This window comes from Aquaticitalea lipolytica (assembly GCF_014641635.1).
In the GTDB taxonomy this organism is placed as follows: Bacteria; Bacteroidota; Bacteroidia; order Flavobacteriales; family Flavobacteriaceae; genus Aquaticitalea; species Aquaticitalea lipolytica.
The window spans coordinates 351181-366771 of the sequence record NZ_BMIC01000001.1 but is presented as its reverse complement, the minus strand read 5'-3'; the positions used below and the strand labels follow the sequence as shown (position 1 = coordinate 366771).

Genomic DNA, 15591 nt, shown 5'->3' with positions numbered 1-15591 from the left:
TTCTACAATTACGTTACTTTTGATAATCTAATAATAATCACAATAGTTATAGCATAAGCTTTTAACTTTCAACCTTTAACTTATAACTTTAAAATGAACTATATTCTTTTTGATGGTCCTTCTCGCAATAACTTATTGCCATTTACTTTTACCAGACCAGTTGCAGATATTAGAGTTGGTATTTTAACCATTAGAGAAAAATGGGAAACCTTTTTAGGTTATACAACCACAACAGTTACTGAAGAATATTTATCAGATAAATATCCGATGGTTGAGATGGATGAAAACGTGATGATTAACGCATCATATTTGCCAAATAACGAACTGGTTGAGATGATTAAGAACCTAACCGAAAACCAAGCCATTTTTAAAGGTGAAGATGTTATTGCATTTTTTACAAAAGACGCACAAGAAGATATTGATTTTGCAGCGTTTGAAGCTATTGAGTTTAATGAAGATGTTATTAAAATTGAGCATACTTGGGATATATTTTCTAAAAACGGAATGGCTTTAGAAGAAGATTACGAGCTGCTAACAAGAGGAAGAGTTTCACAACCAATACCATCGAGTAATAATGTTATAGCAGCTCAAAACATATTTTTAGAAGAAGGTTCAAAGCTAGAGTTTACAACGCTTAATGCTAGCTCAGGACCAATTTATATTGGTAAAGATGCCGAAATAATGGAAGGTAGTATTATTCGTGGCCCTTTTGCCTTATGTGAGCATGCGACAGTGAAACTTGGAGCTAAAATTTATGGGCCAACAACAGTTGGACCTCATAGTAAAGTAGGAGGAGAGGTAAATAACTCTGTGCTTTTTGGGTATTCTAACAAAGGGCATGATGGTTTTCTTGGTAATTCTGTGCTTGGCGAATGGTGTAATCTTGGTGCAGATACTAATAATTCTAACTTAAAAAATAATTATGCTGAAGTAAGACTTTGGGATTATAATACCGAAAGCTTTGCCAGAACAGGTTTGCAATTTTGTGGATTAATGATGGGAGATCATAGTAAATGCGGAATTAACACCATGTTTAACACTGGAACAGTTGTTGGTGTAAGTGCTAATATATTTGGTAGTGGTTTTCCTAGAAATTTTGTGCCAAGTTTTAGTTGGGGCGGAAATGGAGGATTTACAACATACCTAACCAAAAAAGCATTTGAAGTTGCTGAAGTTGTGATGTCACGCAGACAAATTGAATTAACAGATGTTGATAAAGCTATTTTAGAACACGTTTTTGAAGAAACTAAAAAATATAGAAGAGATTAAAAACTAAAAGATGTTAGGATTATTATTACTCTATTTTATTGGTAAACGATTTTATGATTTATCAGTAGATTATAAACAAAACAAATGGTTGTATGCTATATTAAGTATAGTAGTTTATTATGCAGGAGGTTTGTTTTTTGTTTTGTTAATAGCATTTTTAGATGCTTATATTTTTGAATGGGGATTTGATTGGGAAAGTAGTTATGGAATGAATCTTTTAGTTATTCCTTTTGGATTAATAGTGGTTTGGGTATTTTATATGTTACTTGAAAATAGATGGAAAAAAAATATAGTAGTTATTAAAGACGAAATTCAAGATATAGGAAAACCATTAGAATAATAAAATGAAGATACTTACATCTATAGCGCTATTATTAAGTATAAGTTTTGGCTTTGCTCAAAACTACACTATAAAAAATCTAGATATGAATGATGATAAAAGCCAATATGGTGTTGTTTATTATCAAGGTGATCAGGTTTATTTTACATCTTATATGTTAGATGAAAGAAATAGAGTGCGAAGAGATAAAGACAAACGTTTGATATTTACTTTATTTGAAGGACAAAAAACTGCTAGTGGCGAAATTATTAATGTGAAGCAGTTTAACAAATCTCATAAGTTTATATTTAATAGTTCAAGTGCTGCTTTTAGCCCTGATGGTAAGTATATGTATATTACCACAAACTTTGTAAGAAGAGGTAAAACCTATAAACAAGATTACAAATCGGTAAACTTACATATAGAAAGAGGCGAATATATAGAGGGCAAAGGTTGGACAAATTTCGAGCCGCTTTCGTTTTGCGATCCTGATTATAATTATGGTCATCCAGCAATAAGCCCAGATGGTTCTACAATGTATTTTGTGTCTAATATACCAAGCGCAAAAGGACCAACAGATATTTTTAAAATAGCTATGCTTGGTGATGATGAATATGGTGAGATAATTAATTTAGGAGAAAAAGTAAACTCTTCACGCAAAGAAATGTTTCCTTTTGTGAGTGACGATAATGTGCTATATTTTGCTTCAGATAGAGTTGGAGGAGTTGGTGGATTAGATATTTATAAGTATGATTTAAACGGAACTTCTGAAGCTCAAATTCTACCCGAACCAATTAATAGTCGATCAGACGATTTTAGTTATATAATTTCTAAAGATGGAAAAACAGGTTATTTTGCTTCTAGAAGACCACGAGGTAAAGGTGAAGATGATATTTACTATTTTGTAATCGAATAGTTAGTTTTTCTTTACTCTTTTTAAATCTAATAAGTTAATAGGATTAATACCCAAACCGCTCACGTTTTTTCTAGTAAAGCGCAATACTTCGTCGTAAAACATTACAATTACAGGTGTTTTTTGCATCACTAAACTATCCATTTTAGAATATAACTGTTCACGTTTTTCTGTGTTTGTAATTGTATAAGCTTCTTCATACCATAAGTCGAATTGCTCATCTTTAAAATGTGTATAATTTGGTCCATTTGGTGCAAAATTCTTACTGTAGTATAACGACAAATAATTTTCAGCATCAGGATAATCTGCTACCCAACTTGCTCTAAACATATCTAGTTTACCATTGGCTTTGGCATCTTTTAATGTAGCAGCAGGTATAACATCTACTTTTACATTAAGTCCAGTTTTTTGAATTTCACGTTGTATATATTCGCAAAAGCTTAAATAATTACTTGTTGTAGTAATGGTAATCTCTGGATTTGCTATTCCTGTTTCTTTTTTAAATTGGGCCACTAAATCTTTTGCTTTTTCTGGTTGATAATCAAAACCAATTGTTTCATTATAACCAGGTAATCCTTTTGGGATAAAACCACCATTTGCAGGAATACCAACTCCATTGCGCAAATACACCATCATTTTATGTCTGTCAAAACCATAGTTTACAGCTTTTCTAATAAGTTCTGATTGTATTTCGGAAACTTTTGAATCCATATAAAACGCTAAATACTCGGTATTTAAATATGGGCCACGAATCATATTTACATCATTTGTATATAACTGACGAAGCTGTCCATCTGCAGTTAAAATTTCGTCTTTATATGATGCATCTAAACCAGAAACAAAATCGATGTTTCCTTGTGCAAATTGTAAAAATTCACTTTGCTTATCTGGTAAAAAAGTTATTGAAACTGCTTCGAGGTATGGTAATGTTTGTCCTTGATTGTCAACTTCAAAATAGCTTGAATTTTTCCTAAAAACCAATTTTAAATTTTCTTCCCAACGTTTAAACAGAAAAGGTCCTGTTCCAATTGGGTTTGAACGAAAATCACTTCCGTAGTGCTCAACAATTTCTTTCGGAACAACCGAACAATACTTCATGGTTAATAATCCTAAAAAGGCAGGAAAGGGTTGATTTAATTTTATCTCGAATATTGAATCATTTATGGCTTTAAAATCATCAACTTTTTGTAACACCCAACTTCCTGGTGATGCTAATTGAGTGTCGCGTAAACGGTTTAAACTATACTCAAAATCATATGCTGTTACAGTTCTGGTTGAATCTTTTCCGAAGAGTTGATGTTTATGAAAGTTTACATCTTTTCGAAGCGAAAAGGTGTAAACTAGTGCATCATCAGAAATTGTCCAACTATTAGCAATACATGGTAATACCTTCATTTGGTCATCCATTTGCACCAAACCATTAAATAACTGATTTGTTGCCCAAATATCTGCGATGTCTTTTGAAAACGCAGGATCTAACGAGCCGATATTTTTGTGCTCATTATATCTAAAAACTAAATGATCGTTATTTGTTTTTGATGAGTTTCCACAGGAAAAACAAACTAATAGTATGCAAACTACTAAACTATGTATTGATATATTTATCCTTCTGCTAATGCTTTCCATTTTTTAATAATTCCTGTGTAAAAATACATAAATAGTAACCCTATTGCTAAAAGAACATAGCTTAAATAAAAGCCAATACTAGACATTAAAATGAAACAATAGTTATAACGATAATCATAACCAAAATGATCTCTACAATAGTTTTCTTGATGTAAAGAAATAATTCCTATAATTAAAAAGATGTATAACACAAATCCAGAAAGCGATATATTAAGGCAAATAGATACAATCTGCTTTTTTAAATTGGAAGCAAAAAACAATGGGATTGCTAAAATTATGGTGCCTAAAATTAAAGTAAAATACATAATAAAAAATCCAACAGAGTCACCACTTGATGGTTTAGAGGCAAATGCAAATAGCGTTGTTAGTAGCGAAACAAATATGGTAAGCACTCCTACAGTTATAATTGTAAATAATAATGATTTTAAACCAGTAACTCTAAACATAAAAATAGTTATAGCTAGAAAAAAAGATAACCATATAAAAACGTGAATAGACTCGCCAAATATATCAGCATCTTTTATGTCTTCAATATTTTCAAATGCATGATGGAGTTTATCTGTTTCGATATAAAAATTTGAAGTATGCTCATTTACAAATTTTTCTAATTCGGTTTCTTCTTTTATAGCTAACCTATAATCTTCTCTAGGCTCATCATTAATTAAATGTTTTATTTCAAAATCTTGTGGATGATAAACTAAATTAAACCATTGCTCGCTTGACATATTATATTTAACCTCATAAATGTCTGCTATTTTTAAAAAGTCAGTTAAAATTTGCTTTATCTCTTTTGGATTATTTCTATTTAAAATCTCGTGTACATTTTTGTTACTTAACTTTGATTTATCAATGTTATCTGTATCATAGTAAAAATCGTAATTATAATCATAATTTAAATCTGATTCGTAGTTATAATCAACAGAATCGTACCCAGAAATTTCATCATTTTCTAACGAATAAAATGTACTTGAATAATTATAATAACTTGGAATAGCTGTTTTTACATATTGCGAAACATCTACAACAGTATCTCTGTAATAAAAAGTTTCAATAGAGTCTGTTCGTCTTTTATAAACATATCCATTATAAAAGTTTTCATTATAAGTTTCTGATATTTTTCTCTCTTTTGTGTATAGTGAATAGTATTGATATTTTAAATCAAGAAACTCAAAATATGGTTTTTCTGTTTTTGTAAAACCATCTCTTGTTTCACAATAAAGTTCACTTAAAATGAAAGGGTATTTTCTTTTGCTTAAAGTGTATTTTTCAATATTGTGTGAAAAAAATATAGCAGCATTATTTGAAGCTTTTATCTCATTATAAACTGTAGCATCTTCATAGGTATTAGATATATAAACTTTTAACCCTAGGTTGTATGAATAATAAAAGGTAGTCGCAAAAAAAATGATTATGAAATAAAACACAAATTGAATAAAGAGCTTTAGTCTAGATACTGGATAAAAGTTTTTAAAAGCATTGTTTTTAAACATATTAATTAACCAAATAACTATTAATAATATGGATAGCATAACACTAAAAAAGACTGTTCCGTTATCAAAAAAGATATGCATCGCACCTCTTTCGTGAAGCAATTCTGGATCTGTTAAGGCAATTAACCCAAAAACAAAAAACAGTAAATGTATAGCGGCACTAATACCAAGCATCCAAACAATTTTTGTGTTCCAAACCGTTGGATGATGTTCAAGTAAATATTGATTAATTTTATGAATATATGTTTTCATTATAGTTTAGCTTTTAGGACACGAAAAAACGTCTTGTTGATTTTGAAATGTTTCTGGTATATATAACATCAATGTTATGTTTACCAAGAGTTTCTAATACGGAAGAAAAATTTGTATTGTTAGAAAAATAAGCAACATACATACCACCATTAAAAATTAGTTTTTCTAATGATAGATGATTAAAAATTTCAATTAATTTTTCTCTTTTACATTTGCAATCAATCTCAACAATTAATTGATTTTCATCTTGTTCAATTAAATCGTCTTTTTCTTTATATTTTCCTTCCTTAAGATAAATTACTTTATCAGATATTTTTTCAACTTCATATAGCTGCTGTGAGCTTAAAATTAATGCTATTGGGTTGTTTAAAGAGTTGCAAATAGCCTTTAAATCTTCCAAAATTACTTGTTGAGCTAATACGTCTAAATTTGCTAAAGGTTCATCTAAAAGTAATAATTCGGGTTGTCTTAAAAGTGTTCGGGCTAACTCAAAACGCATTTTGTAACCTGAAGATAATTCGCTCCATTTTAAATGTTTATAATTCCATAAACCAAAACGAGCTATCATCATTAATACTCTTGTTTCGTTTTCTTCTGGTGAAACACCATAATTAGATAAAACAAATTTGAGGTTATCCTTTAAACTGCCATACCATTTTTGGGTACGTTGTGGTATATAAACTAGTTTAGATCGTAAATCGAAACTATTACTATGTTGTTTATCAAAATTAAAATTTAATTGCCCTTCGTTATGGCTTAATTCTTTAGCTAATATTCTGAGCAGAGTAGTTTTTCCATTACCATTTTCGCCAACCAAACCATAAACTTGTCGTTTTTTAATATCTAATGAAATTGGTCCTAAAGTAAATCGATTTTGACCATAACTTTTCACAATATTTGTCGCAGTAACTATTGGAGTCTGAACATTGTATTCTTCAATGGCTTTTTTTGAAATTTTGTTTAAAATGGTTGTGGCTTTTTCAATAAGTTCATTTTCCTTATCAGGAAATTGTTCTTTCCAATCTGTTAGCTCAATTACCTCTTTGTAAATAGTAAGATCTTGAGTATCAATAGCACAATCCATGAACTTTCTGTAGCCTAAAACGGTGTCTTTGTTTTTAAAAAAAGCAAGGACTTCTTTTATTCTTTCTTCAGATTTTGACATATATGTTTTTAGTTTTTACCAATTAAACCAGTAATTGTCTTATTAGATATCGTTTATACTTTCAAACAATTACGTAACTTTGCAGCTCCTTTTTTATTAGTGAAGTAAATATACTCATTCTTATTAAGGAACAAATTTTAATTTTTTTAAGTGGAAAATAGAAAGAAAGTAGCATTTTACACTTTAGGTTGTAAACTGAATTTTTCAGAAACATCTACCATTGCCCGAAACTTTACTGATGAAGGGTTTGATCGTGTGGAGTTTAATGAAGTGGCAGATATTTATGTGATAAATACATGCTCTGTAACCGAAAATGCTGATAAACGTTTTAAATCTATTGTAAAACAAGCACAGAAATCTAATCCAGATGCTTTTGTGGCTGCTGTTGGTTGCTATGCACAACTTAAGCCTCAAGAATTAGCAGATGTTGATGGTGTTGATTTAGTACTTGGTGCAACCGAAAAATTTAAGATTACAGATTACCTAAACGATTTGTCAAAAAACGATTTTGGTGAAGTACACTCTTGTGAAATTGAAGATGCCGATTTTTATGTAGGAAGTTATTCAATTGGCGACAGAACTCGTGCCTTTTTAAAAGTGCAAGACGGTTGCGACTATAAGTGCACTTATTGTACCATTCCGTTAGCTCGTGGTATTTCTAGAAGTGATACTATGGAAGGTGTTTTAAAAAATGCCAAAGAAATTTCTGAACAGAATATTAAAGAAATTGTGCTTACAGGAGTTAATATTGGTGACTATGGTAAAGGAGAATTTGGTAATAAACGTCATGAGCATACTTTTTTAGATTTAGTTACCGAATTAGATAAAGTTGAAGGTATAGAAAGACTTCGCATCTCATCAATAGAGCCTAATTTGCTTAAGAATGAAACTATTGATTTAGTATCTAAATCTAGAGCATTTGTGCCACATTTTCATATTCCGTTACAAAGTGGAAGTAATGATATTTTAAGGAAAATGAAACGTCGATATATGAAAGAACTTTATGTTGACAGAGTAAATAAAATTAAAGAGATAATGCCTCATGCCTGTATTGGTGTTGATGTTATTGTTGGTTTTCCTGGAGAAACTGACGAGCATTTTTTAGAGACATATAACTTTTTAACTTCATTAGATATTTCATATCTGCACGTCTTTACATATTCAGAAAGAGATAATACAGAAGCAGCAACAATGGATGGCGTTGTGCCTAAAAATGTGAGAGCAAAACGTAGTAAAATGTTACGTGGTTTATCGGCTAAATTAAGAAGAAAATTTTATGAAAGCCAGCTAAAAACTACAAGAACTGTATTGTTTGAAAGCGAAAATAAAGAAGGATATATTCATGGGTTTACTGAAAACTATGTAAAAGTAAAAGCGCCTTGGAATCCAGAATTGGTTAATACACTTCACAAAGTGGAACTTACTCAAATTGACGATGATGGTCTTGTAAGATTTGATTTTGTAGAAGAATTTGCAGTATAAAAACAAAAAAACCGAAGTTATTAACTTCGGTTTTTTAAATATGTTTTTTTATTAATTATATTCTAATACCTACAGGAAGCATTTTCTTATACTTTCTATTTTTTCTTATAAATTTCGCAATTTCAGGACTCGTTGGTACAACACTAATATTACGTTCAGAAATGTTTTCAAAAACAAGTGTTAAAAAATCTGTTTCAAAGCCTTCAGTATTAATGCTTTCTGGGATAATTAACTTTGTTAAAAATATTTTTCGATCCTGCAAAGAATATTCAATAGTAGCAAGTTCATCTTCAATTTTAAGCTCAAACTGACGTAAAAAGTCATTGTCTGTTAATTCGGCAGCATCAATCATAATAATATTGTATTTAATTCAATGGTTGGTAGGGTAGAAACTATTAATTTGTATAGTTTTGTATTGCAAATTTACGAAAAAATATTACACATTTGAACTTGTTGTGTGTTAAATGCTTATGAACCAAGAAATAATACATGTTTATATGATGCCAGGAATGGCAGCAAACCCAACAATTTTTGAAAACATTAAGCTTCCTGAAGATCAATTTAAGATTCATTGGCTAGAATGGATTATTCCTAATAAAAATGAAACATTAGAGAGTTATGCTAAGCGAATGATAGAAAAAATAGAACACAATAATGTTGTGCTTCTTGGTGTTTCTTTTGGTGGTATTTTAGTGCAGGAGATGAGTAAATTTATGACCTTAAAAAAGTTAATTGTAGTGTCTAGTGTTAAATCTAAACATGAGTTACCAAGACGAATGAAAATTGCTAAATACACTAAGGCATACAAGTTGTTACCTACAAAGTTATTGGGTAATATAGATTTGCTTGCTAAATATGCGTTTGGAGAAACTGTTACTAAACGAGTAGAGCTTTACAAAAGGTATCTTTCGGTTAGTGATAAACGTTATTTAGATTGGGCAATTGAACAGGTTGTTTGTTGGGAGCAAGAAAAACCAAATCCTGATGCTATTTATATACATGGTGATAAAGATGCTATTTTTACACACTCTTGTAACGATAATTGCGTTGTAATAAAAGGAGGAACACATATAATGATAATAAATAAGTATAAATGGTTTAATGAAAATTTACCAAAACTTATACTTAACTAATTTTGAAAGAGTTACATTAATTAATTACCTTTATAAAAAAATAAGATTATGAGCTATATAAAGAATATTTTAGCAGCAATAGGATTGATAAGTCTGTCAGGACTATTCATATTTGCAGTTCAAAAAGCACCATCGGATGATGCAGTTGTTAAGGAAAAGAAACTGATAAACGATTATAATGTTTATGCACTTTCTGTGCCAGATGAGTTAGATTTTGCAGGCGAAAAAATGCCGCTTAACGATCCAGATGTTTATGAACGAATGGATAAAGAGCTATTAGTGAATACATATTGGCAATCAAATGGGCTTTTGATGTTTAAACGTGCCAGAAAGTATTTTCCTGTTATAGAACCAATTCTTAAAAAACATGGAATACCAGACGATTTTAAATACTTGTCAGTAATAGAAAGTGGTCTTACTAATGCAGTTTCTCCAGCAGGAGCTAAAGGGTTTTGGCAAATTATGCCAGCAACAGCTAGAGAAAACGGACTAGAAGTCAATGATAATGTTGATGAGCGTTATCACTTAGAAAAAGCAACAGAAGTTGCTTGTAAATACCTATTAAAATCTAAAGAAAATTTAGGATCATGGACACTTGCAGCCGCAGCCTATAATGCAGGTAATGCAGGTATTGGTAACCGATTAAAAGACCAAGATGTGAAAAGCTATTATGATTTACTTTTAGGAGAAGAAACTGGGAGATATATGTTTAGAATAGTTGCCCTTAAAGAAATTTTAAACAATCCTAAAAAGTACGGTTTCAATTTTAACGAGAGTGACTTATATACAGAAATACCAACAGAGGAAGTGATTGTTGATGTTCCAGTTAAAGATTTTACAGCTTTTGCAAAAGAGTATGGTATAAACTATAAAATTCTGAAAATTCATAATCCTTGGTTACGTGAAGCTCATTTAAATAATAGTTCTAGAAAAAAATATAGCATTAGTATTCCAAAAAAAGGATATTACAAATAAAGATTAACTGAAAAATAAAAGAAAAAGCACTAATTAATTAGTGCTTTTTTATTTTATCTATTTCGAAGAGATTAACGTCTACGTCCTTGTCTTGCTCCACCATAATGCTGATTAGGTATTTGGGCTTTTTTCATGCTATCTTTCATCATTTTTATTTGATCAGTTAGCATGCCTCTTTTATCTAATTTTTGAGCTTCGTTCATTAATATTTTGGCTTCTTGTGGACGACGCTTACTAAAAGCAATTCCAGCTAAATTCAATTTTGCCATTGCCATATCGTGGTCCATAGTTAAACCTAAACTCACAGCATTTTTAAAATATTTCTCAGCTTCATTCATATTAGTTTGTGATACCATTATGCCATGTAAGAAATTATAGTAACCTTCTTGCTTTTTTACTAAAGCACTTGATGGATTTTTAATTTTATTAAGCCACTTTGTAGCACCTTCAAAATCTTGTTTACGAAGTTTTAAAAAGGCAAGTAGAATAAATTCATTCTTAAAATATAGAAAAACGAATATTAATGATAATAAAATAAGCATTATGCCATTTCCAATAAACCCTTCAGTAAATTGATAAACTGCATAAGCGATGATTAAAAACGCAATAAATAATTTTATGTTTTTGTTATACATAACTATTGAATAATTTTATAAGTAATTGTTGATTTTATTGTTGTTGGTATTGTAATTTCTTGAGTAGTATAAACTGTATTACCAGTATTTTCGCCTGTTACTATTAGCTCTGTAAACAAACCAGTTTTAGAGTTTCCTGTTACAGTAGTTGATTGTGATCCATTTAATGTCATAGATATAGTTTCATCTATACTATTCATAGTAGTAGCTGCAACTCCAGAAAGTTTAAAATTATTTTTGTTTATTTCTGATAATGTCCAAGTAGTTTCAGCACTCATATCACCTTGGTAACTGTTTTTCCATTTGCTGTTCACCTTTACCTTATCTGTTGAAAACAAATAAGTCATTTGCTCAAAGCTGTTAGAAAGCGCCTCGCTACCAAATTGCTTTTCTAACTGCGATTTTGAAGCTTCTATTATTTCTGGTTCAGTAATATCGACAGCTTTAAACATAGACTCAATTAATAAATCTCCTCCAGTTACAGATTTAATTTTGCCATCTCTTCCCATAACAATTGTAATAGGAACGTTTAATATGCCTTTAAACATCATCGAGGTAATATCAGAATCGTCATCTGATGCCGAGTCTACATTAGATAACTCTCCTAAAGTAGGCGAGCTCATTAACATTTTCAGACTTTTAAATTCCATTATCAAAGTAAAAGTCTCTTTGTCTGCCTTTACAACTTCAAAACTCATTGTTCCAGATAAATCATTATTAATTTCTTGAATCATGCCACTAATGTCCTGTGTAATATGCTGAGTAGCTTGTTGATTAATGGTAAACTTATCACCAACTGAAAAGTTATACTGTAATAAAGTTTGTCCTGTTAATTGAGCAACAAATAATATCGCAAATACTAGTGTGAATTTCTTCATTTTACTTAGTTGTTTATCTAACCACAAAGAAACTAATTTTTTTTTACGTTTAGCTTATAAATTTTATATTTCAGAAGCTAGGAATATTCAAAAATTGAGTTTTTTAAAGACGTTTTTTTTTGAAATGAAAATTTCATATAAATATTTTTAAAATTAGGTTTGTGTAAGTAAAAAGTCTTTGTATATTTGCACGCAGTTTTGAAAATGGTCAAAACTATAGTTTAGATTATAAAGAAGATTTTTAAAGATACAAGACAATGAGCAAAAGAACGTTTCAACCATCAAAGAGAAAGAGAAGAAACAAACACGGTTTTAGAGAAAGAATGGCTACTGTTAATGGTAGAAAAGTCCTTGCACGTAGAAGAGCTAAAGGAAGAAAGAAACTGTCTGTATCTTCAGAATCAAGACATAAAAAATAATGATTAACAATTGTTAATATTTAAAGGTGTTACTTAGGTGTAGCACCTTTTTTTGTACCTATTTCATAACTATTTTTGCAGATATAAATACAACACAATGCCAAAAAACAAAACTATTAATTCCGTACTTATTATTGGATCAGGTCCTATCATTATTGGTCAAGCTTGTGAGTTTGATTATTCTGGAACTCAAGCTTTACGTTCTTTACGAGAAGACGGAATTGAAACCATCTTAATCAATTCTAATCCTGCAACAATCATGACAGACCCAACAATGGCTGATCACGTTTATTTGTTGCCACTAACTACAAAATCTATTGTTCAAGTTCTTAAGGAGCATCCACAAATAGATGCAGTTTTACCAACAATGGGAGGGCAAACTGCACTTAATTTATGTATACAGGCTGATGAAAAAGGAATTTGGAAAGACTTCGGTATAAAGCTTATTGGTGTTGATATTGATGCAATTAATATTACTGAAGATAGAGAGAAATTTAGAGAATTAATGCTTAAAATAGGTGTTGGTATGGCGCCTCAAGCAACTGCTAATTCATATCTTAAAGGAAAAGAAATTGCACAAGAGTTTGGTTTCCCTTTAGTAATTAGAGCCTCATACACATTAGGAGGAGAAGGAGCATCTTTTGTGCATACTGAAGACCAGTTTGATGAGTTACTAACTCGTGGATTAGAAGTGTCTCCAATTCATGAGGTAATGATAGATAAAGCATTAATTGGATGGAAAGAATATGAGTTAGAGTTACTTAGAGATAAAAATGATAATGTTGTAATCATTTGTACTATTGAAAATATGGATCCAATGGGAATCCATACAGGAGATTCTATTACAGTGGCTCCAGCAATGACCTTGTCTGACACAACATACCAACGTATGCGAGATATGGCAATACACATGATGCGTAGTATTGGTGATTTTGCAGGAGGTTGTAATGTGCAATTTGCAGTAAGTCCTGATGAAAATGAAGAGATTATTGCTATCGAGATTAATCCTCGTGTTTCACGTTCTTCTGCCTTAGCAAGTAAAGCAACAGGTTATCCAATTGCTAAAATTGCTGCAAAGCTTGCAATTGGTTATAATTTAGATGAGTTGAGCAATCAAATTACAAAATCTACATCAGCATTATTTGAACCAACTTTAGACTATGTTGTTGTAAAAATACCACGTTGGAATTTTGATAAATTCGAAGGATCAGACAGAACGTTAGGGCTACAAATGAAAGCTGTTGGTGAAGTTATGGCTATTGGTCGTTCGTTCCAAGAAGCACTACATAAAGCAACTCAATCATTAGAAATAAAACGTAATGGATTAGGTGCAGATGGTAAAGGTTATAAAAACTATGACCAGATTATTGAAAAGCTAACATTCGCAAGTTGGGATAGAGTATTCGTTATTTATGATGCTATTCAAATGGGAATTCCGTTGAGTCGTATTCATGAAATAACAAAAATAGATATGTGGTTCTTAAAACAATATGAAGAACTATATCACTTAGAAAAAGAAATATCAAAGTTTACTATTGATACTATAGAACGCGATTTAATGCTTGAAGCAAAACAAAAAGGCTATGGTGACAGACAAATTGCACACATGCTTAAATGTCTTGAAAGTCAAGTGTATAAAAAACGTGATGAGCTAAAAATCAAGCGTGTGTATAAATTAGTTGACACTTGTGCTGCCGAGTTTAAGGCACAAACACCATATTATTATTCAACATTCGAAAATGAAGTTGAAACTCCAGATGGTAAGCTTGAGTCAATTAATGAAAGTGTTGTTACAGATAAAAAGAAAGTTATTGTTTTAGGTTCTGGACCTAATAGAATAGGGCAAGGAATTGAGTTTGATTATTGCTGTGTTCATGGTGTGTTAGCTGCTTCTGAATGTGGTTATGAAACCATCATGATTAACTGTAACCCTGAAACGGTTTCAACCGATTTTGATATTGCTGATAAGTTATATTTCGAACCAGTATTCTGGGAACATATTTATGATATTATTCGTCATGAAAAACCTGAAGGAGTCATAGTACAACTAGGTGGACAAACAGCATTAAAGCTTGCTGAAAAACTTGACAGATACGGAATTAAAATTATTGGAACAACATACAAATCTCTAGATTTAGCTGAAGATAGAGGTAGTTTTTCAAAGCTACTACAAGAAAATAACATTCCATATCCAGAGTTTGATGTTGCAACAACAGCAGACGAAGCCTTAGCTATTGCTGATGTGTTAAATTTTCCAATTTTAGTCCGTCCATCTTACGTTCTTGGTGGTCAAGGAATGAAAATTGTTATCAATAAAAAAGAACTAGAAGAGCACGTAGTAGACTTACTTCGTACAATGCCAGATAATAAATTATTGTTAGACCATTATTTAGATGGTGCAATTGAAGCTGAAGCAGATGCTATTTGCGATGGGGAGAATGTATACATTATTGGTATTATGGAGCATATTGAGCCTTGTGGAATTCATTCAGGAGATAGTAATGCAACATTACCTCCTTTTAACTTAGGTGAATTTGTAATGCAACAGATTAAAGATCACACCAAAAAGATTGCTTTAGCATTAAATACAGTTGGATTAATTAACATTCAGTTTGCAATAAAAGATGATATGGTTTACATTATTGAGGCTAACCCAAGAGCTTCACGTACTGTACCATTTATAGCAAAAGCCTATAAAGAACCTTATGTGAACTATGCAACTAAAGTAATGTTAGGGGAGAAAAAAGTAACTGACTTTAATTTTAACCCACAATTAGAAGGTTATGCAATTAAGCAACCAGTGTTTTCGTTCAATAAATTCCCTAATGTAAACAAAAAGCTTGGTCCAGAAATGAAGAGTACTGGCGAAAGCATTTTATTTATAGATAGTTTAAAAGATGATGAATTTTACAACTTATATTCTAGACGTAAAATGTATTTAAGTAAATAAATGTTTTTTGTTGGATAGATTATTATAATTGGTTTATAATTAATATTTTAGCTTTAAATTTAATAGTCCCCAAAAAAAATATTAT

The 15591-nt window shown here is 30.7% G+C and carries 14 protein-coding genes; 8 read left to right on the top strand and 6 right to left on the bottom strand.

Features of this window, described 5'->3' with window-relative positions; genetic code table 11:
- The first annotated feature begins 93 nt into the window (after positions 1-93).
- From IEW41_RS01645 to IEW41_RS01635, 3 genes are read left to right on the top strand one after another with little or no spacing between them, the layout of a single operon-like run.
- Positions 94-1269 carry a GlmU family protein gene (locus tag IEW41_RS01645; protein WP_188604596.1) on the top strand — a complete coding sequence of 392 codons (1176 nt, stop codon included), beginning with the start codon at positions 94-96 and terminating at the stop codon, positions 1267-1269.
- 10 nt (positions 1270-1279) lie between these two features.
- Entirely contained in the window at positions 1280-1609 is a 330-nt protein-coding gene (locus IEW41_RS01640) for a hypothetical protein (RefSeq protein WP_188604595.1), read from the top strand.
- A 4-nt stretch (positions 1610-1613) separates the two neighbouring features.
- Entirely contained in the window at positions 1614-2504 is an 891-nt protein-coding gene (locus IEW41_RS01635) for a TolB family protein (RefSeq protein WP_188604594.1), read from the top strand.
- Here the strand turns inward: IEW41_RS01635 and IEW41_RS01630 are convergent, their stop codons facing one another.
- The 3 genes from IEW41_RS01630 to IEW41_RS01620 are packed head-to-tail and all read right to left on the bottom strand — an operon-like array spanning position 2505 to position 7034.
- The gene (locus IEW41_RS01630; RefSeq protein ID WP_188604593.1) at positions 2505-4127 is read right to left on the bottom strand and encodes an ABC transporter substrate-binding protein; all 1623 of its coding nucleotides are present in this window, start codon (positions 4125-4127) and stop codon (positions 2505-2507) included.
- A complete protein-coding gene (locus IEW41_RS01625) occupies positions 4103-5869 on the bottom strand; it encodes a hypothetical protein (RefSeq protein WP_188604592.1) in 1767 nt (588 codons plus the stop codon). Before IEW41_RS01625 ends, IEW41_RS01630 begins: the two co-directional genes overlap by 25 nt.
- A gap of 13 nt (positions 5870-5882) precedes the next feature.
- Positions 5883-7034: an ATP-binding cassette domain-containing protein gene (locus IEW41_RS01620; protein ID WP_188604591.1), complete on the bottom strand. Its 1152-nt coding sequence runs from the start codon at positions 7032-7034 to the stop codon at positions 5883-5885.
- 150 nt (positions 7035-7184) lie between these two features.
- On the opposite strand from IEW41_RS01620, the gene mtaB reads away from it, so the two are divergent.
- The gene (gene mtaB / locus IEW41_RS01615; protein WP_188604590.1) at positions 7185-8516 is read left to right on the top strand and encodes a tRNA (N(6)-L-threonylcarbamoyladenosine(37)-C(2))-methylthiotransferase MtaB; all 1332 of its coding nucleotides are present in this window, start codon (positions 7185-7187) and stop codon (positions 8514-8516) included.
- 55 nt (positions 8517-8571) lie between these two features.
- On the opposite strand, the gene IEW41_RS01610 is transcribed toward mtaB, so the two are convergent.
- A complete protein-coding gene (locus tag IEW41_RS01610) occupies positions 8572-8868 on the bottom strand; it encodes an N-acetyltransferase (RefSeq protein ID WP_188604589.1) in 297 nt (98 codons plus the stop codon).
- A 118-nt stretch (positions 8869-8986) separates the two neighbouring features.
- Here IEW41_RS01610 and IEW41_RS01605 point away from each other — a divergent pair, with 118 nt between their 5' ends.
- A complete protein-coding gene (locus tag IEW41_RS01605; protein WP_188604588.1) occupies positions 8987-9649 on the top strand; it encodes an alpha/beta hydrolase in 663 nt (220 codons plus the stop codon).
- 48 nt (positions 9650-9697) lie between these two features.
- Positions 9698-10624 (top strand): lytic transglycosylase domain-containing protein, encoded by a 927-nt coding sequence (locus tag IEW41_RS01600; protein ID WP_188604587.1) that lies wholly within the window; start codon positions 9698-9700, stop codon positions 10622-10624.
- 71 nt (positions 10625-10695) lie between these two features.
- On the opposite strand, the gene IEW41_RS01595 is transcribed toward IEW41_RS01600, so the two are convergent.
- Together IEW41_RS01595 and IEW41_RS01590 are read right to left on the bottom strand one after the other, a co-directional pair.
- Positions 10696-11259 (bottom strand): DUF2892 domain-containing protein, encoded by a 564-nt coding sequence (locus IEW41_RS01595; protein ID WP_188604586.1) that lies wholly within the window; start codon positions 11257-11259, stop codon positions 10696-10698.
- Positions 11260-11261: 2 nt separating this feature from the next.
- A complete protein-coding gene (locus tag IEW41_RS01590) occupies positions 11262-12137 on the bottom strand; it encodes a DUF6263 family protein (protein ID WP_188604585.1) in 876 nt (291 codons plus the stop codon).
- Positions 12138-12394: 257 nt separating this feature from the next.
- On the opposite strand from IEW41_RS01590, the gene rpmH reads away from it, so the two are divergent.
- Positions 12395-12556, top strand: coding sequence for a 50S ribosomal protein L34 (rpmH, locus tag IEW41_RS01585; protein ID WP_188604584.1), 162 nt, complete (start codon positions 12395-12397; stop codon positions 12554-12556).
- Positions 12557-12653: 97 nt separating this feature from the next.
- On the top strand, positions 12654-15506 hold the full coding sequence (carB, locus tag IEW41_RS01580) for a carbamoyl-phosphate synthase large subunit (RefSeq protein ID WP_188604583.1): 2853 nt from the start codon (positions 12654-12656) through the stop codon (positions 15504-15506).
- Positions 15507-15591: the final 85 nt, after the last annotated feature.